The sequence below is a fragment of the Streptomyces sp. NPDC059010 genome (genome assembly GCF_042740355.1).
Taxonomy (GTDB): domain Bacteria; phylum Actinomycetota; class Actinomycetes; order Streptomycetales; family Streptomycetaceae; genus Streptomyces.
This window is the reverse complement of sequence record NZ_JBHYJA010000005.1, coordinates 210,374-227,514: the sequence shown is the minus strand read 5'-3', so window position 1 is coordinate 227,514 and position 17,141 is coordinate 210,374. Positions and strand designations below refer to the sequence as shown.

Annotated in this window: 15 protein-coding genes; 10 read left to right on the top strand and 5 right to left on the bottom strand. The window is 72.5% G+C overall.

What is annotated here, in order from left to right:
* Positions 1-24 precede the first annotated feature (24 nt).
* A complete protein-coding gene (locus tag ACFWYS_RS07275; RefSeq protein ID WP_384764575.1) occupies positions 25-1,092 on the top strand; it encodes an O-antigen ligase family protein in 1,068 nt (355 codons plus the stop codon).
* 36 nt (positions 1,093-1,128) lie between these two features.
* On the opposite strand, the gene ACFWYS_RS07270 is transcribed toward ACFWYS_RS07275, so the two are convergent.
* Positions 1,129-1,671, bottom strand: a complete 543-nt coding sequence (locus ACFWYS_RS07270; RefSeq protein ID WP_384764573.1) for a hypothetical protein — start codon at positions 1,669-1,671, stop codon at positions 1,129-1,131.
* A gap of 105 nt (positions 1,672-1,776) precedes the next feature.
* Positions 1,777-2,562, bottom strand: a complete 786-nt coding sequence (locus ACFWYS_RS07265; RefSeq protein ID WP_384764571.1) for a glutamate racemase — start codon at positions 2,560-2,562, stop codon at positions 1,777-1,779.
* Between the two features lie 57 nt (positions 2,563-2,619).
* Here ACFWYS_RS07265 and ACFWYS_RS07260 point away from each other — a divergent pair, with 57 nt between their 5' ends.
* Positions 2,620-3,795: a glycosyltransferase gene (locus ACFWYS_RS07260; RefSeq protein ID WP_384764570.1), complete on the top strand. Its 1,176-nt coding sequence runs from the start codon at positions 2,620-2,622 to the stop codon at positions 3,793-3,795.
* Positions 3,796-3,827: 32 nt separating this feature from the next.
* Here ACFWYS_RS07260 and ACFWYS_RS07255 read toward each other — a convergent pair whose 3' ends face one another.
* Positions 3,828-5,081: a TerD family protein gene (locus tag ACFWYS_RS07255; RefSeq protein WP_384764687.1), complete on the bottom strand. Its 1,254-nt coding sequence runs from the start codon at positions 5,079-5,081 to the stop codon at positions 3,828-3,830.
* A 300-nt stretch (positions 5,082-5,381) separates the two neighbouring features.
* Here ACFWYS_RS07255 and ACFWYS_RS07250 point away from each other — a divergent pair, with 300 nt between their 5' ends.
* From ACFWYS_RS07250 to ACFWYS_RS07235, 4 genes are all read left to right on the top strand, one after another.
* Positions 5,382-5,816 carry a DUF6643 family protein gene (locus ACFWYS_RS07250; RefSeq protein ID WP_384764568.1) on the top strand — a complete coding sequence of 145 codons (435 nt, stop codon included), beginning with the start codon at positions 5,382-5,384 and terminating at the stop codon, positions 5,814-5,816.
* Positions 5,817-5,859: 43 nt separating this feature from the next.
* Complete coding sequence (locus tag ACFWYS_RS07245) at positions 5,860-6,687, top strand: MOSC domain-containing protein (protein ID WP_384764566.1); 828 nt, start codon at positions 5,860-5,862, stop codon at positions 6,685-6,687.
* 202 nt (positions 6,688-6,889) lie between these two features.
* Positions 6,890-7,495, top strand: coding sequence for a hypothetical protein (locus ACFWYS_RS07240; protein WP_384764564.1), 606 nt, complete (start codon positions 6,890-6,892; stop codon positions 7,493-7,495).
* Between the two features lie 294 nt (positions 7,496-7,789).
* Positions 7,790-10,231 (top strand): right-handed parallel beta-helix repeat-containing protein, encoded by a 2,442-nt coding sequence (locus ACFWYS_RS07235; protein WP_384764562.1) that lies wholly within the window; start codon positions 7,790-7,792, stop codon positions 10,229-10,231.
* A gap of 64 nt (positions 10,232-10,295) precedes the next feature.
* Here the strand turns inward: ACFWYS_RS07235 and ACFWYS_RS07230 are convergent, their stop codons facing one another.
* Positions 10,296-12,662: a hypothetical protein gene (locus ACFWYS_RS07230; protein ID WP_384764560.1), complete on the bottom strand. Its 2,367-nt coding sequence runs from the start codon at positions 12,660-12,662 to the stop codon at positions 10,296-10,298.
* A 291-nt stretch (positions 12,663-12,953) separates the two neighbouring features.
* Between ACFWYS_RS07230 and ACFWYS_RS07225 the strand changes: the two genes are divergently transcribed.
* Together ACFWYS_RS07225 and ACFWYS_RS07220 are read left to right on the top strand one after the other, a co-directional pair.
* Positions 12,954-13,784: a DeoR/GlpR family DNA-binding transcription regulator gene (locus ACFWYS_RS07225; RefSeq protein WP_384764559.1), complete on the top strand. Its 831-nt coding sequence runs from the start codon at positions 12,954-12,956 to the stop codon at positions 13,782-13,784.
* A 183-nt stretch (positions 13,785-13,967) separates the two neighbouring features.
* Positions 13,968-14,447, top strand: coding sequence for an SRPBCC family protein (locus tag ACFWYS_RS07220; protein ID WP_384764557.1), 480 nt, complete (start codon positions 13,968-13,970; stop codon positions 14,445-14,447).
* A gap of 15 nt (positions 14,448-14,462) precedes the next feature.
* Here ACFWYS_RS07220 and ACFWYS_RS07215 read toward each other — a convergent pair whose 3' ends face one another.
* Positions 14,463-15,602, bottom strand: a complete 1,140-nt coding sequence (locus tag ACFWYS_RS07215) for a PLP-dependent cysteine synthase family protein (RefSeq protein ID WP_384764554.1) — start codon at positions 15,600-15,602, stop codon at positions 14,463-14,465.
* A 343-nt stretch (positions 15,603-15,945) separates the two neighbouring features.
* Between ACFWYS_RS07215 and ACFWYS_RS07210 the strand changes: the two genes are divergently transcribed.
* Positions 15,946-16,269, top strand: coding sequence for a hypothetical protein (locus ACFWYS_RS07210; RefSeq protein ID WP_384764552.1), 324 nt, complete (start codon positions 15,946-15,948; stop codon positions 16,267-16,269).
* 200 nt (positions 16,270-16,469) lie between these two features.
* Positions 16,470-17,096 (top strand): ATP-binding protein, encoded by a 627-nt coding sequence (locus tag ACFWYS_RS07205; protein ID WP_384764550.1) that lies wholly within the window; start codon positions 16,470-16,472, stop codon positions 17,094-17,096.
* Positions 17,097-17,141 lie beyond the last annotated feature (45 nt).

Here is a 17,141-nt window from a genome sequence, read left to right as displayed (position 1 = left end):
GGGGGCGGGGTGGGTGTCACGGGGATGGCGTCTGCGGTGAGTCCGAGCGAGGACGGCGACAGACGAAACGTTTCTGATGCGGCCGGCGTGGTGGTCCTGGGGGCCTGTGCCACGTGGTCGCTGGTCTCGGCGGCCGTGCACGGCGGCCGGCCCGAGGGTGTCCTGCTCGCGATCCTCGCCGTGGCCGCCGGCTATGCCGCGGGACGGATCGGCGGGGCGCTCCTGCCGGTCGCCGCGCCCTGCGCCGGAGCGCTGGCCGGGGTGAGCCTCACGCTGACCGTTCCGCATCTGGCCCCCGGGCCGCAGATCGACACCCCGCTCGGACACGCCGGGGCCACCGCCGCCGTGCTCACGCTCTCCGCCGGTGCCGCGTGCTGCGCCGCCTGGGCCGCCTCGGCGACCGTCCTGCGACTGGCCCTGCGCGCGCTGGCCGCCGGAATCGCGGTGACCGCGGCCGTCCTCGGCTCGACCTCGGGCTTCGTCGCCTGTACCGCCGTCGTACTGTGCTCGCTCGCCGCCGGCCATATGCACCGTCGCGGCGTGGGCATCGCCGGACTGGCGGTGGCCGCCACCGCGGTCTCCGGCTTGATCTGGGCGGTCGCCGGGAGCGCGGTGCGCGGCGGATTCGCCTCCTGGCTGGAGGGTCAGCTGACGGCGCACCGCATCCAGCTGTGGCGGGACGCCCTGCACCTGGCCCACGAAGACCCCGGCCTGGGCGTGGGCCCGGGCCGGTTCGGGGAGCTCAGTACGACAGCGACCGAGACGCTGCTGTCCGACGGCAAGCCGCACTCGGCGCCCTTGCAGGTGGCGGCGGAACAGGGAGTCGTCGGCATGATCCTGCTGGCGGCGGCCTTCTGCTGGATGCTGTTCGCGCTGTGGCGCACCGCGCGCCCCACTCCGGTCGCGCTGACCGCGGGGGCCGCCCTGACGGCGGTGGCCGCGATCGCCGCGGTCGGCAACGCGCTCAGCTTCACCTCGGTGTCGGTGGGCGCGGGCCTGCTGGCGGGGCTGGCCACGGCCCGGCCGCTCGCCGACGGATCAGCGGGGCGCGAGATCGAGGTACGCGCGCGTGGCGACCGTTTGGCCCCATGACCGATGCGATGTGCGGCGCAGAGGCCCTTACGGCTCTCAGTGCGCCGGGCCGGGCGTCCGGGTCCGCAGCCGGTCCCGGATGACCGTTACGGCCGCCTCCGCGTCGTCCACGGTGATCGTGAACGTATGGCCGTCCCACAGCCTCAGTACCAGGCCCTCGCCACGCCGTACGACGACCGCGGTGCCCTTCTCGGGCCGCCACCGGTAGCCCCAGCCGCCCCAGTGGCGCGGAGTGACGAGCGGGACGAAGTCGGCGCCGACGACCTCGGACAGGGGAATGCGGCGGCGCGGGACACCTATGTGGCCGCAGCGCACCTCAAGGCATTCCTGGTCGACCTTCAGGGCGACGTGCACGAAGGCCAGAGTGCCGAAGAGGACCAGCAGCCCGGCGGCGATGCAGCCGACGACGGCCATGGCGAGCGGGGCGATGCCCTCCGTCCACGGTGACTCGACGGCCAGCTCGATCCCCAGCGCCATGCAGGCGGCGCCGACGAGCGCCAGCAGCCACTGGACCCGGTTGGTCGCCCGCCCGGTCCAGACATCGGGGTGCGGCTTGCCGCTGTGGGGGTGGTCCCTCATAGCTTTGAGGTTACTCAGGATTCGCTGCGCCGGAACCTCGTCGCGCAGGGTGACTGCGCCGTCCGGACCAGGGCGGACCGGAAACGTCCGGTTCGTGACCGTCGGTTATCGCGCGGGGCTGATCGCCTGCAGGAGGCGGCCTTCCGCGTAGGCGAGCGCGGGCTCGGGGAGGCTGCCCTCGCGGCCGCTCAGCAGGACCGTCAGGGTGCCGCTCGCCTCGGCCTCCGGGGCGGGCTGCTCGCCGATTCGGCGCAGTGCCTGGGCGGCGACCGCTCCGGCGGAGCCGTGCAGGGCGAGGGGCGGGAAGCCGGGGCGCTGGACGGCGGTGCGGATACGCTCGGCGACCAGTTCGTAGTGGGTGCAGCCCAGGACGACGGTCGTCACGTCCCTGGGGGTCAGGGCGGCGGCCGCGGCGACAGCGGCCTCGATCGCCGTCTCGTCCGCGTGCTCGACGGCCTCGGCCAGGCCGAAGCACGGCACTTCCGCGACGGTCACACGGTCGGCGAAGTCTTTTATGAGGCCCCGCTGGTAGGGGCTGCCCGTGGTGGCGGGCGTGGCCCAGATCGCGAAGGGGCCGCCGCCGGCCGAGGCCGGCTTGATCGCCGGGACCGTGCCGACGACCGGGATGCCGGGTTCGAGGCGGGCGCGCAGGGCGGGCAGGGCGTGCACGGTCGCGGTGTTGCAGCCGACGATCAGGGCGTCGGGGCGGTGCGCGGCGGCGGCCTCGGCGACGGCCACGGCGCGCTGCGTCAGGTCCTCGGGAGTCCTGGGGCCCCAGGGCATACCGTCGGGGTCCAGGGAGAGCACGAGATCTGCGTCGGGTCGCAGTCGTCGTACCGCGGCGGTGGCCGCGAGCAAGCCGATTCCGGAGTCCATCAGCGCGATCTTCACCCGGCCACGATAGTCGATGGGCCCTTGCGGGCCGGTCCGGTGGGGCAGACTGCGCGGGTGAGCGCCTTCGCGTGGACCGCCGCCGGATCACTCGCCGCCTGGCTGTGGCTGCTGCTCTGCCAGGGCCTCTTCTGGCGTACGGACGTCAGACTTCCGCGTCGTACGGAACCGGACGCGTGGCCGTCGGTCTGCGTCGTCGTGCCGGCCCGCGACGAGGCGGCGGTGCTTCCCGCGAGCCTGCCGTCGCTGCTCGCCCAGGAGTATCCGGGGCACGCGGAGGTCTTCCTGATCGACGACGGCAGTGCGGACGGCACCGGGGACCTGGCGCGCGAACTGGCGCGGCGGCACGGCGGACTGCCGCTGACCGTGGACTCCCCCGGCGAACCGCCGGCCGGCTGGACCGGCAAGCTGTGGGCGGTACGGCACGGCATCGGCCTGGCACGCGCGCGTGACCCCGAGTACCTGCTGCTGACGGACGCCGACATCGCGCACGCGCCCGACAGCCTGCGGGAACTGGTCGCGGCCGCACGCACCGGGGGCTTCGACGTCGTCTCGCAGATGGCCCGGCTACGTGTCGAGAGCCTGTGGGAACGGCTGGTCGTGCCCGCCTTCGTCTACTTCTTCGCGCAGCTGTATCCGTTCCGCCGGATCGGCAGGAAGGGGGCACGGACGGCGGCCGCGGCGGGCGGCTGTGTCCTGCTGCGCACCGAGGCCGCCGAGCGGGCGCGGATTCCGGACGCCATCCGGCACGCCGTCATCGACGACGTGGCGCTCGCGCGGGCCGTCAAGGGCGGCGGCGGGCACATCTGGCTGGGGCTGGCCGAGCGGGTGGACAGCGTGCGCCCGTATCCGCGGCTGCGCGACCTGTGGCGGATGGTCTCGCGCAGCGCGTACGCGCAGTTGCGGCACAACCCGCTGGTGCTGGCCGGGACGGTCGCCGGGCTGGCGCTGGTGTATCTGGTGCCGCCCGTGGCCGTCGTCATGGGGGCGATCGGCGGCGATACGGCGACGGCGGCCCTCGGCGGTGCCGCGTGGCTGGTGATGGCGGGGACGTATATGCCGATGCTCCGCTACTACCGCCAGCCGCTGTGGCTCGCTCCGCTGCTGCCGTTCACCGCGTTCCTCTACCTCCTCATGACGGTCGATTCCGCGGTGCAGCACTACCGGGGGCGCGGCGCGGCCTGGAAAGGCCGCACCTACCCACGCCCCGGCGCGGTGCCCGACGAGGGCTGACCAGCGTGCCGACCAACTGACCAGCGGGCCGACTATTTGCGGCCGGGCGTCCAGTTCATGCCCCATCCGTAGGCGTAGTCGACGGTGCGCTGCGGGCTCACGCCGCGTTCGGGCACCAGATAGCGGGCCTCGCGCTGGACGATCAGGTCGCTGCCGGTGTTGGTGATCAGGGCGAGGGCGCACACCGTCGAGGGGACCGTGCACTCGTCGAGCGAGAAGTCGACCGGGGCGCCGTGCTGCGGAGTGAGGGTGACCGTGGCGTGCAGGTCGGCGAAGGAGCGCGCCCCCTGGTAGATGGTCACGAAGACCAGAATGCGCCGGAAGGCCCGCTGCTGGTCGAGGTTGATGGTGAGGTTCTCGCCGCTGGCCATGGCACCGGTGCGGTCGTCGCCGTCGAGGTGGATGTACGGCGGTTGGTGCAGGGCACCGTAGGCGTTGCCCAGGGACTGGATCACTCCCTTGCTGCCGTCGGTGAGCTCGTACAGGGCGCACAGGTCGAGGTCGAGGTCGTTGTGCATGGCGACCGGGCGGCCCAGTTTGCTCGCCCAGCCGGAGAACTGCTTGCGCACCTGCCAGTTGAGGTTCACGCGCATGGCGCCCGAGGTGCCGCCCTGCTTGGTGAGCGAGACGGAGGGGGCCGCCTTGGTGAGCGTGACCTTGCTCAGGCTGACGGGCGCCGCCTGGGGCGCGGGCGGGGGAACCGGCGGCATGGTCATCGGGGGCGCGACGGGCGGGGCCACGGGGGCCGGGGCGGGGGCCGCCTGCTGGGGTTCGTCGACCGTGATGCCGTAATCGGTGGCCAGGCCCTCAAGGCCGCTGCTGTAGCCCTGGCCGACGGCGCGGAACTTCCAGGCGCCCTGGCGGCGGTAGAACTCGCCGAGGACGAAAGCGGTTTCGACGGTGGCGCCCATGCTGTCGAAGCGGGCCACGACGGTGCCCTGGGCAGCGTCCTTGACCTCGATGCCGAGGTCCGGCACCTGGCCGAACGCGCCGCCGTCCGCCGAGGCGGCGAGGATGACGGTCTCGATCGCGGGCTCCACGCGCGCGAGGTCGACGAGCAGACTGTCGGTCACCCGGCCGCCGGCCTCCCGCTTGCCCTCGTGCCGGACGGCGCCGGAGGAGTGCTCGGACTGGTTGTAGAAGACGAAGTCCCCGTCGGAGCGGACCTTTCCACCGACCAGCAACAGCGCCGAGGCGTCCGCGTCGGGTACACCCGGTCCGGATCGCCACCCCAATTCGACCCGCAGCGCCGTCGTCGGCACCGGAGTATTCGATCCTTTCGACATTGACATGTCCGCCCCCATCACGGGTCACCGCGCCAGGCACGCCCCGGCCGCTCATCGGGTTCTTCTACAAGACCAACCTATTCCCCGCGATGACGAACTCCCACGTGGAGCCGCCGGGATCACCGGAGGCCAACCGCCGGTAACCCGCTCGGAACTCGGCATTTACACGATCCGAACGCCGATTGGCGTCCCTTTTTGCCAAGTTCGCTCGCATTGGGGATCCGCCGTCACTGCGGGCACATAAAACAACCCTCTTATCGGTCTCCCCAACCAGCACATCGTGGGCTTAACGTATGCGCCATGACCTCCCCCCGCTCCACCTACGGCGGCGGCTACTACTCCGCCTCGTTCCCGGACACCCCGATCTACGACTCGCTCGTGGCCGAGCGGGGCACCCCGCAGATCGCCCCGATCCGGGTGCCCGCCGCGTACGACATGCCGGGCAGCAACCTTCCGGCGCTGCCCTCAGCACTGCCCGCTCTCCCGGCGGGCCCCTCCCAGCCCTCCTACGGTTATCCGCAGACGCCGCAGCCCGCTCCGCTACAGCAGGCTCCCGCGGCGTACATCCCGCAGCAGGCGGCCGCGCCGCGTGGCTATCCGGGTCCGCAGGCGCAGCAGCCTCGCCCGGTGGCGCCCGGCGGCATGGGCTACGAGGCGATGCGCCCCGCGGCTCCCCGCCCCGCCGCCGCTCCCTACCAGGACCCGTACAACAACCAGCAGTACCGCGGCTACTGACCCGTTCCCCCAGGCTGTCGGTGCCACCTGGCACGATGGCTCCATGGGGCACGCGAAGCTGCAGTCGATTCACCTTCATCCGGTCAAGGCGTGCCGGGGCGTATCGCCCCGGGAGGCCGACGTGGAGCCCTGGGGGCTGGCCGGAGACCGGCGCTGGGTGCTGATCGACGACAGGGGAAAGGTCGTGACGCAGCGCCAGCGACCGCGCCTCGCGCTCGCCGCCGCCGAGCTGCTGCCCGGCGGCGGCGTTCGGCTGTCCGCGCCCGGCATGGATCCGCTGACGGTGCCGGTACCCAGGCCGGTCGGCACGGTGCCGGTGGAGATCTTCCGCGACAAGGTCGAGGCGGTGCTCGCCGAGGACGACGCCGCGCACACCTGGTTCAGCGCGTTTCTCGGCGCCGACGTACGCCTCGCCCACATGGACGACCCCGCCACCCGCCGTCCCGTCGACCCCGAGTACGCCCTGCCGGGCGAGACCGTCTCCTTCGCCGACGGCTACCCGCTGCTGCTCACCACGGCGGCCTCCCTCGACGCCCTCAACTCCCTGATCGAGCAGGGCGACCACTCCGGCGAGGGCCCGCTGCCCATGAACCGCTTCCGGCCCAACGTGGTCGTCTCGGGCACCACGGCCTGGGCCGAGGACGACTGGTCGCGCATAGCCATCGGCGACGTCGCCTTCCGTGTCCCGAAGAAGTGCGGGCGGTGCGTGGTGACCACGACCGACCAGGCGACCGCCGGGCGGGGCCGGGAACCCCTGCACACCCTCGGCAGGCACCGGCGCATCGACGGCAAGCTCGTGTTCGGCCAGAACCTGGTGCCCCTGTCCGGCGGCACCGTCCGGGTCGGTGACCCGGTCACGATCCTCGGTTGAGCAGGATCCGGACTCTCCGCCGAGAAAGATCCGGCCGAGCGACGGCGAGCGGGAACCAGGGCCGGGGGCCCGCGCGTTGGGCCTTTTGTGAGAAGTTCATGAGAGGCCCCGGGCGCAGGTGATTTCGCTCTCTCTTCCCCGGGCCCGCGGGTGAACGACTCTGCCAGGGGTTATCACGGAGCGGGAAGGGGGTGGCCGGACGATGCGGGCGATCAGCGGACTCTGGCGCTGGCGGCACAATCCGCTGCGCCGTGCCACCGATCTGGCCGAGGCCTGGGTCGCCCTCGGGGCACTGCTGCTGATCCTGGTCGTCGCTCCCTCGGTCGGCTCGCTGGTCGGCGGTCTCGCCCAGGGCACCCTGCAGGAGTCCGTGCGCCAACAGCGCGCGTCCCGGCACCTGGTGACGGCCACCGTGGTCCGCAAGATCACCGGCGCCGCGCTGGACACCGACCCCGAGGCCACGACCGGCCGGGAGAGACGCACCCGGGTGGTGGCCGACTGGACCGCTCCGGACGGCACCGCTCACCACGCGGCGGTCATGGCGAGCCTCGACACCCCGCAGCCCGGCGACCACTTCACGATATGGACGGACCAGCAGGGCCGTACGGTGGCCCGCCCGCTGGACTCCGCCACCGCGGCGACGCACGCCGTGCTCGCCGGGTTCGGCGCGGCCCTGCTGACGGCCGGCCTCGTCGAGGCCGGCAGACGGCTGATCGTCTGGCGCATGATCCGCCGCCGGTACGCCCGTTGGGACCAGGCCTGGGACAAGGCGGGCCCTGACTGGGGCCGGACCGGCGCCGGCAGCTGACGGCCTTCCGGCTCTGGTCAACCCACCGTCCTCGCGCACGCTACGGTGGACCGGCCGAACTCTTCGGCAGTAGGCCCTGCCGTTTGGATCAGGCCGGCTGTGAGGCGCAGTTCCTCTTGGCTGACCCGAGCGGGGTCTGGTGCGTGCAGCTGCAAGGCGGAGGAGGGAGTCGACGCGGAGCGTCGGCGACCGACGACAACGCGGCAGATGTGCGTGCCAGACCCCGCGACGCCGGGATGATCCAAACGGCAGGGCCTAAACCCGCGTACTACGAGGTGGGGGCACGTCAACGCCATGGCACAGGGCACGGTCCAGGTGACGCACACCGGCACGTCGCGGTGGCGGCGCCGCACGGGTGAGTACGCATCGCTCGCCGCCGCCCTGGAGGCCGCGGCCGACGGTGACGTCCTCACCGTAGCCCCCGGCACCTACCGGGAGAACCTCGTCGTCCAGCGGGCGGTCACCCTTCGCGGTCCCGAGGGCTCCCCCGGCTCGGTGCGCATCGCGCCCGTGGACGGGGTGCCGCTGACGGTGCGCGCCTCGGCGGTCGTTCAGGACTTGCATGTGGAGGGCCAGGACGCGGCGGCCCCCGCGCTGCTGATCGAGGAGGGCACCCCGGAGCTGTCGGACGTCCGGATCGTCACGCGGTCCGCGGCCGGGATCGAGGTGCGCGGGGGTGCGCGGCCCAGCGTGCGGCGCTGCACCGTCGACAACCCGGCGGGGATCGGCATCGCCGTACTCGACGGCGGTGGCGGGGTGTTCGAGGAGTGCGAGGTCGTCGCGGCCGGCCAGGCCGGCGTCGCCGTGCGCGGGGGCGCGCACCCCCGTCTGGAGCGCTGCCGGGTGCACCACGCGTCGGGCTCGGGGCTGACGGCGACCGGGGAGAACTCCGCGCTGGAGGCGGTGGGTTGCGAGGTCTACGAGGTCCGGGGCTCCGGCGTCCAGATCACCGGCCGGGCCACCGCACACCTCACGGACTGCGATGTGCACCGCACCACCGCCGACGGTGTCACGCTCGACACGGACGCCGTGCTGACGCTGGCCGACTGCCGTATCCACGACATCCCGGAGAACGCGGTCGACCTGCGTTCCCGCTCCGTGCTCACCCTGACCCGCACGACGGTGCGTCAGTTCGGCCGCAACGGGCTGTCGGTGTGGGATCCGGGCACGCGCGTGGACGCCAACCAGTGCGAGATCTTCGACAGCACCGGCGACTACCCGGCGGTGTGGGTCAGCGACGGCGCCACCGTCGTACTGGACTCGTGCCGGGTGCACGACGTGCCGGACGCGCTGTTCGTCCTCGACCGCGGCTCGCGGGCGGACGTCGTCGACAGCGACCTCTCCCAGGTGCGCAACACGGCCGTGTCGGTGAGCGACGGCGCCACCGCCCAGCTGGACGACTGCCGGATCCGGGACGCGGCGACGGGCGCCTGGTTCCGCGACCACGGCAGTGGCGGCACCCTCAACAACTGCACCCTGGACGGCACGCAGACCGGCGTGATCGTCACCAAGGGCGCCGACCCCACCATCGAGCGCTGCACGGTCGACTCCCCCACGGAGGCCGGGTTCTACGTCTCGGCGGGCGGCCGCGGCACCTTCCTGAACTGCCGGGTGCGCGGCAGCGCGGGCTACGGCTTCCATGTGATCGACGGCTGCCGTACGACGCTGAAGAAGTGCCGTACGGAGCGGTGCGCGCGCGGCGGTTTCGAGTTCGCGGACGGCGGGCCGGACGCGGCCTCCGGTGCGGGGCCGGACGTGGAGGACTGCAGCAGCGACGAGAGCGCGGGCCTCAGGCAGCCGTCCCCGGCGCCCGAGCCCGCCGTGCAGACGGCGCATCAGTCCCCCGGCCTGCTCGGCGCCATCCCCGGTCAGCGCACCACCGAGCAGGAGCCGCTGATCGCCGCCGCCGGGGCCGGGCAGCCTGCGCGGACCTCGAAGGACGTCCTCGGTGAACTGGACGCGCTGGTGGGCCTGGAGAGCGTCAAGCGCGAGGTGCGCGCCCTCACCGACATGATCGAGGTGGGTCGGCGCCGTCAGCAGGCGGGCCTGAAGGCGGCGTCGGTCAAGCGCCACCTGGTCTTCACCGGCTCCCCCGGCACCGGCAAGACGACGGTCGCCCGTCTCTACGGCGAGATCCTCGCCTCCCTCGGCGTGCTGGAGAAGGGCCACCTGGTCGAGGTGTCCCGCGTCGACCTGGTCGGCGAGCACATCGGCTCCACGGCGATCCGCACCCAGGAGGCCTTCGACAAGGCGCGCGGCGGTGTGCTGTTCATCGACGAGGCGTACGCGCTGTCGCCGGAGGACTCGGGCCGGGACTTCGGCAAGGAGGCCATCGACACGCTGGTGAAGCTGATGGAGGACCACCGGGACGCGGTCGTGGTGATCGTCGCGGGCTACACGGCCGAGATGGAGCGCTTCCTCTCGGTCAACCCCGGTGTGGCGTCCCGCTTCTCACGGACCATCACCTTCAGCGACTACAACCCCGACGAACTGCTGCGGATCGTGGAACAGCAGGCCGAGGAGCACGAGTACCGGCTCGGCCCGGGGCTCGCCGAGGCCCTGCTGAAGTACTTCACGGCGATCCCGAAGGGCCCGGCGTTCGGCAACGGCCGCACGGCACGGCAGACCTTCGAGGCGATGGTGGAGCGCCACGCGGGCCGGGTCGCCCAGTTGGCGGAGCCCAGCACGGACGATCTGACCCTGCTGTACGCGGAGGACCTGCCGGAGCTGAGCTGACCTCGGCGGACGGCACGGCAGTACGCGTGCCGTCCGCGGTCGTGCTCCGCCCGCGCCGGCCGGATCAGCTCTCCACCGTGACCTCCACCCGCTGCACCGGCACCTCCGGCCTCAGCCGGGCCAGCAGCCGCTCCCGTTCCTCCGCGAACGCCGGGTCCGCCTGGTACTCGCCGTGGCCCAGGATCGGGGCCGGCAGCGGGTGCTCGGGGGTACGGCCGTACGCCAGCGGGTCCTTGAGGGCCTCGCGGTCCACCACGGGGCCGCAGTCGCCCGGCAGCCGGACCGGGCCGCCGATGGGGTCGGTGAGCCGGTACAGGTTGCGCCAGCAGTCGACCTCGGCGTGCAGCGAGGTGAGCGCGGCGGGTCCGAAGTGGGCCGGGAACCAGCGGCCGTAGAGGCGTTCCAGGGGGGAGCCGTAGGTCAGCAGCGCCACCCGCTTGCGGTCGGCCGGCGTCAGCTGCCAGGCCGCCGCGGCCGCGAGGACACTGCCCTGGGAGTGCCCGGAGATGACGAGGCGGCGGCCCTCCTCGGCGCGGGTCCAGGTCGCCATCCGCCAGGTCAGGTCGGGCACGGCCCGCTCGGCGTAGCAGGGCGGAGCGAAGGGGTGCGCGGCGCGGGGCCAGAAGGTGCCGACGTCCCACAGGATGCCGATGGTGCGCCGTGCGGAGGCGTCCTTGTAGGCGCGCCTGCCCCAGGTGACGAACAGTATGAAGCCGACGCCGATCAGCCAGGAACCCAGCGCCTGCGCGGTCTGCGCGGCGCCGTGCACGAAGGCGTACGACCCGTCGGCGGCCCGGCTCGGGGTCTCGTCGCTGGTCAGCGCGCCGACCAGGGCTCCGGCGCCCAGGAGCAGGGTCGCGGCGGAGGTGACGGCGACGACGAGGGGCGCGCGGTCGGTGAGCGTGGCCATCGCGCGCGTGCTCGCGATACGGCCGGTGCGTGCCGTGTCCCGGGGCTCCCCGGCGTAGTCGAGCTCCACCGTGCCCAGCTCGGTGCGGCGCAGCACCCAGGCCCGCCGGGCGAGCCAGCCGCAGAGCAGCAGCAGGAGCACCAGCAGCGGTGGGATCACGGACGCCTGCCAGGTGAGCAGGACCGGCGGGCCGTCGATGGACGTGCCCGTGCCGTCCAGCCAGTCGGCCACCCGCTGCGACACCCCGCCGGACATCACGCCGCCGAGCGCGCAGGCCAGCATCGCCACGGCCGGTCCGCCCAGGCCCCGCATCGCGGCGCGCGGGTCGGGATCCGCGCGGTGCAGGACGTGGGCGACCACGGCGAGGACGATGACGAGCAGGCCCTGGAGGAACGCGATGGCGCCGAAGGTGGCGTCGCCCGGGAGGCGGCCCTCCGACTGCCAGCCCGGGCGCTCCCAGCCCGCGTACAGCAGGGCGAGCGCCAGCAGGACGAGGGCGGCGAGCGGGAGCCGTCGTACGAGGTGCTCGTCGAGTTCCTGGTCGAGGCGGTTCTCGCTGCGGCCCCGGCGGCAGACCACCCACACCACGACGGCCGCGCCGGCGACGATCGCCGCGTCCAGCAGCCACCCCAGCGTGTTGAGCAGCGCGGGGCCGTCGGAGCGGCGGTCGAAGCGGGCCGCGGCCGAGCCGACCGCCGCGGCGACCGTCAGCAGGCCCGCGGCGGTGTGCGCGGCACGCAGCCGGGCGACCAGGCGGCGGCCGTACCAGAAGCCGGGGCGGCCGAGCGAGGTGCGGCCGGACTCCTCGTCGGGCTCGCGCTCGCGGGACATGGGCTGCTGGGACTCGTAGGCGCTCCAGGTGCGGCGCGAGAGGTACCAGAGCAGACCGGTCAGCGCTGCGGGTACCAAGGCGGCGAGGGCGAGCCTGCGGCCGGGCCGGCTCCACCAGCCGCCGTCCGGGCCGACCGGGGACAGAAAGCCCAGCCAGCTGTGCCGCTCGGCGCACGCGCGCGTGCCCGCGCACTGCCAGGCCGCCAGGTCCAGGGCGACCTCGCACGCGGCCGCGACGAGCAGCACCGTCAGGGTCAGTCCCGCCAGCCGCACGAGCAGGCCGTACAGACGCACCGTCCGCTCACGGTCGCGTGCGGTGGGGCGCATCCAGTGCGCGAGGTTGACCACCATGAACGGCAGCAACAGCAGCCACAGGGCGCGTGCGCTGTTTCCCGAGGTCAGGTTGCACCAGACGTACGCCTCCGGCACCGGCCGGCCCCGGTAGTCGTCCGGCCTGGCCTCCGCGTCGACGTCGTCGGAGCGGCGGAAGACGGCGGCCGTGTCGTCGCCGGTGATCCGCACGGTCCGCGGGTCGTCGAGCATCTCCTGCGGTGTGGTGCCCCCGACCCCGTGGACCAGGAGTTCCAGGGCGATCCTGGCACCGCCGTCGGGCCCCGCGACATGGCCGTCGGGCCCTTCGTTCCCCGCGTCCGCGTCATGCGTCGCGGCGCGTTCCTGCGCACGTTCCACTGTTCGCACTTCCCCCGTGACGAGCCGTCGGCTTCTGTCTGTGCGGCCTCAAGGATCTCCCCGAAGGGCGCCCCTTACACCTCTTCTCACGGAATCTCCCCGATCCGTGTGACGAACAGGGGAACGGCCGATGCGAAAGTGACATGAGCGCGTCGTGACAGCCAGTGGCGCGACCGGTACCGACCCATGCGAGTATGGGACGTCCCGTACACCGGGAGGGGCGAGAATGTCCTTGTCGGAGGGGTTGCGCAGGACATGTCGGACGGCAGCGGCGAAAGGACCGGAGCGTACGTGAGCGAGAATCAGAACCTCCTCGCGGAGCAGCGGCGCGCCCTGATCCTGGACGAGGTACGGCGCCGAGGCGGGGTCCGTGTCAACGAGCTGACCCGCAAGCTCGGCGTGTCGGACATGACCGTACGCCGCGATCTCGACGCGCTCGCCCGGCAGGGTGTGCTGGAGAAGGTGCACGGCGGCGCGGTCCCGGTGGTCGAGGCGAGCACGCACGAACCGGGTTTCGAGGCCAAGTCGGGTCTGGAGCTGACGGCCAAGGAGGACATCGCGCGGGCCGCCGCCGACCTGGTGGCGCCGGGCTCCGCGATCGCGCTCTCGGGCGGTACGACGACCTATGCGCTGGCCCATCAGCTGGTCGACGTGCCGGACCTCACCGTGGTCACCAACTCGGTACGGGTCGCCGACGTCTTCCATGCCGCGCAGCGCACGACCGGCCCCCGGCAGGGCGCGGCCACTGTCGTGCTGACCGGTGGCGTGCGCACCCCGTCCGACTCGCTGGTGGGCCCGGTGGCCGACCAGGCGATCGCGACGCTCCACTTCGACGTGCTGTTCCTGGGTGTGCACGGGATATCGATCGAGGCCGGCCTGTCCACGCCCAACCTCGCGGAGGCCGAGACGAACCGGCGTCTGGTGCAGTCGGCACGCCGGGTCGTGGTGATCGCCGACCACACCAAGTGGGGTGTGGTGGGGCTGAGTTCGTTCGCGGCGCTGGAGCAGGTCGACACCCTGGTGACGGACGCCGGGCTGGCGACCGACGCCCGCTCTGAGATCGCGGAGCACCTGCGCCGGCTGGTGGTGGCGGGCGAGCCCGACGAGGACCCGGACCTCTGAGCCGACGCGGGCTCCTGAGCCGACGTGGGGCCTCCGAGCCGACACGGACGTCTGAGGTCGGCACGGGCCTCTGAGGCCGGTGCGCGCCGGCGAGGTCCCCGGCCATCGGCGGTGCAGACATCTGACGGGGCGCCAGCTATGGTGACGCTGCCCGGTGCAGCGTCGGCGTAGGGGGTTTCGTCCATGGCTCACCTGTTGCGCGAGGTGGGGCTCGACTTCGTCGAGAGCGCGCCCGTACGGCATGTCTTCGTACGAGAGATCTCCGCTCCCCCGGAGGCCGTCTTCCAGGCGCTCGCCGAGGACGTGCCGGGCTGGGCGCAGTGGTTCTCCGCGGTGACGCTGGCCCGGCCGCTGGACGGCGGGGCGCGGCGCGAGGTCCGGCTCAAAGGCGGTACGCGCTTCGAGGAGACGATCCTCGCGGCGAAGAGCCCGGAGGTGTACGCCTACCGCATCGACCTCACCAACGCGCCCGGGGCGCGGACCATGGTCGAGGAGTGGCGGCTCGCCCCCGCGGGGACGGGCACGCGGGTGCAGTGGACGTTCGCGGTGGACGGCACGGCGCCCTTCCGGTTCGCCCTGGGGCTCGCGCGGCCCGGGCTCGGCCGGGCGTTCCGGGACGCGGTGACTTCGCTGGACCGGCGGCTGGCCTCCGCCGCGCGCTGAGAGCCCGTCAGCGGGTCACTCCGGCCACACGCCCGTCGCCAGCAGCTGCTCGATGGCCGCCGAGTACGGCGCGATGTCCAGCCCCTGCTCGGACAGCCACGCGTCCGAGTAGTACTTGTCGAGGTACCGGTCCCCCGGGTCGCACAGCAGCGTCACCACGCTCCCGCGCCGCCCCTCGGCCACCATCTCGGCGACGATCTTCAGCGAGCTCCACAGACCGGTGCCCGTCGAGCCGCCCGCCTTGCGGCCGATGGCCTGCTCCAGGGCCCGTACGGCGGCCACGCTCGCCGCGTCCGGCACCTTCATCATCCGGTCGATGGCACCCGGCACGAAGCTCGGCTCCATGCGCGGTCGGCCTATGCCCTCGATCCGGGAACCGCAGTCACAGGTGACGTCCGGATCGCCCGTCGTCCAGCCCTCGAAGAAGCACGAGTTCTCCGGATCGGCGACACAAATGCGGGTGTCGTGCTGCATGTAGTGGACGTAACGGGCGAGGGTCGCGGAGGTGCCGCCGGTGCCGGCCGTGGCGACGATCCACGCGGGCTCCGGGAACCGCTCCAGCCGCAGCTGGCGGAAGATCGACTCGGCGATGTTGTTGTTCCCGCGCCAGTCCGTGGCCCGTTCGGCGTAGGTGAACTGGTCCATGTAGTGGCCGCCGGTCTCCACCGCGAGGCGGGCCGACTCCTCGTACATCCTGCGCGAGTCGTCCACGAAGTGGCACTGCCCGCCGTGGAACTCGATCAGTCGGCACTTCTCGGCGCTCGTCGTGCGCGGCATGACCGCGATGAAGGGCACACCGATCAGCTTCGCGAAGTACGCCTCCGAGACGGCCGTCGAGCCGCTGGACGCCTCGATGACCGGGCGGCCCGGCCGGATCCAGCCATTGCAGAGGCCGTAGAGGAACAGCGAGCGGGCGAGCCGGTGCTTGAGGCTGCCGGTCGGGTGCGTCGACTCGTCCTTCAGGTACAGGTCGATGCCCCACTGCTCGGGCAGCGGAAAGCGCAGCAGGTGGGTGTCGGCCGAGCGGTTGGCGTCGGCCTGGACCTTGCGCACGGCTTCTTTCAGCCAGTCGCGGTAGGCGACGTCACTGTGGTCGACGTCGAGGGTCACGCCGGACGGGATCTGCTGAAGGGTGCTCACGGCGCTGCTCCTCATGCTGTGCGGCGGCGCCGACTCGCGCGGCCGTCACTTCGAGCATAAACACCTTCCGCACGCTTCTCACCTGCATAAACATGCCTTTGGGAGCCTCAAAGGCATCCCTGGGCCGTTGGCCTCACGGGGCACGTGGGGGCGCATTCACACGAGTGCGCCGAGCGCTCCCGGTCAGGGATGACGTGCGTACTGGTGCTCGACGCGGTACACGGGCAGACTGCACCGGGCGGGACGACGATCCCGAGCGGGACGTCGATCCCGAACGGGGGCACACTGGATCACGACCAGGGCCGGCCGCACAGACGCATCACCAGCCGGCACACCGACGCGCACAAGGGGGCGGGGCATGGCGGAGCCGGAGTTCACGGCCACGGGCGTGCGGATCGGGAAGCGGCTGCGTTCGCTGACCCGGGCCGGGCAGGTGCGGATCAGCGACGGCAGGCTGCAGTTGCTCACCAGCTACGGCAGCGAGATAGACAGCGCGCCGGTGCAGGCGGTGCGGGCGTCGAAGCCCTGGTTCGCCCAGGACGACAAGGCGCTGGCCGACCTCAACGGCAAGCGCTACTCGCTGACCCTGGGCGATCACGACCCCGCTCCGGGAGAACCGGGCCCTCCCGCGGCGCGCCGGTTCATCGAGGCCGTGCGGAAGGCCGCGGGACGTAAGGGCTGAGTCACCGCGAGTTGCGGTACCGCACCCCCTGCGTCACGCTGGTCTCACGTCACTCTGGGTTTACCGGCGATAACGCTGCGAACCAGCCCGCCGGCCACGACAGCAGGCGGCCGTTTTCCTCAAGCACCCTGCTGGATCCGTACTTCGCCGGATCCCTACTCCGTGTTCTTCCGGACCTCTTCAGTCGGGGAGTCGCAGCCGTGATCAGTTATCCAAGCAGGCACTGCACGGTGGAGCTCCAAGCCCTGCCGTCGCGGATCGGACAGGTCCGCAGAATCGTCTCTGCACAATTGCGCTACTGGCATCTGGATCCGTTGATCGACCGCGCCGCGCTCGGCGTGACCGAGCTTTTGACCAACGTCCACCAGCACGCACAGCCGGACAAGATGTGCACCGTCGAGATCGAGCTCCTGCTCGACCGGCTCATGGTCTCGGTGCGCGACCACGACCCACGGCTTCCGACAGTGGCGGACTCCGACGACGCCGAGACCGCCGACGCCGCCGACACCCTCGCCACATGTGGGCGCGGGCTGGCGATGGTGGCCGCCGTGAGCGAGAGCTGGGGCGTACGACCGGACGGCGAGTCGGGCAAGGTCGTGTGGTTCACGCTGCCCACGCATGCGCCGGCGGTGGCCCGGCGTGCGGGGCTGCGGGGGCCGCAGCCGCCGCAGCGGGCGGGGGTGGCGGTGGGCGTGGAGAAGGCCATGGAAACAGCCGTGGACAAGGCCGTGGAGAAGGCGGCCGCGCCGCAGTTCGCCGAGGTCACGCAGCGGGTCGATCTGCGTCGGCCGGAACATGCTCCCGCCCGGTCGGCCGTTTTGGGCTGACCGGGCGGTGAGGGGGGTCGTGGGTCGGTGTTGTGCTGAGTGGTC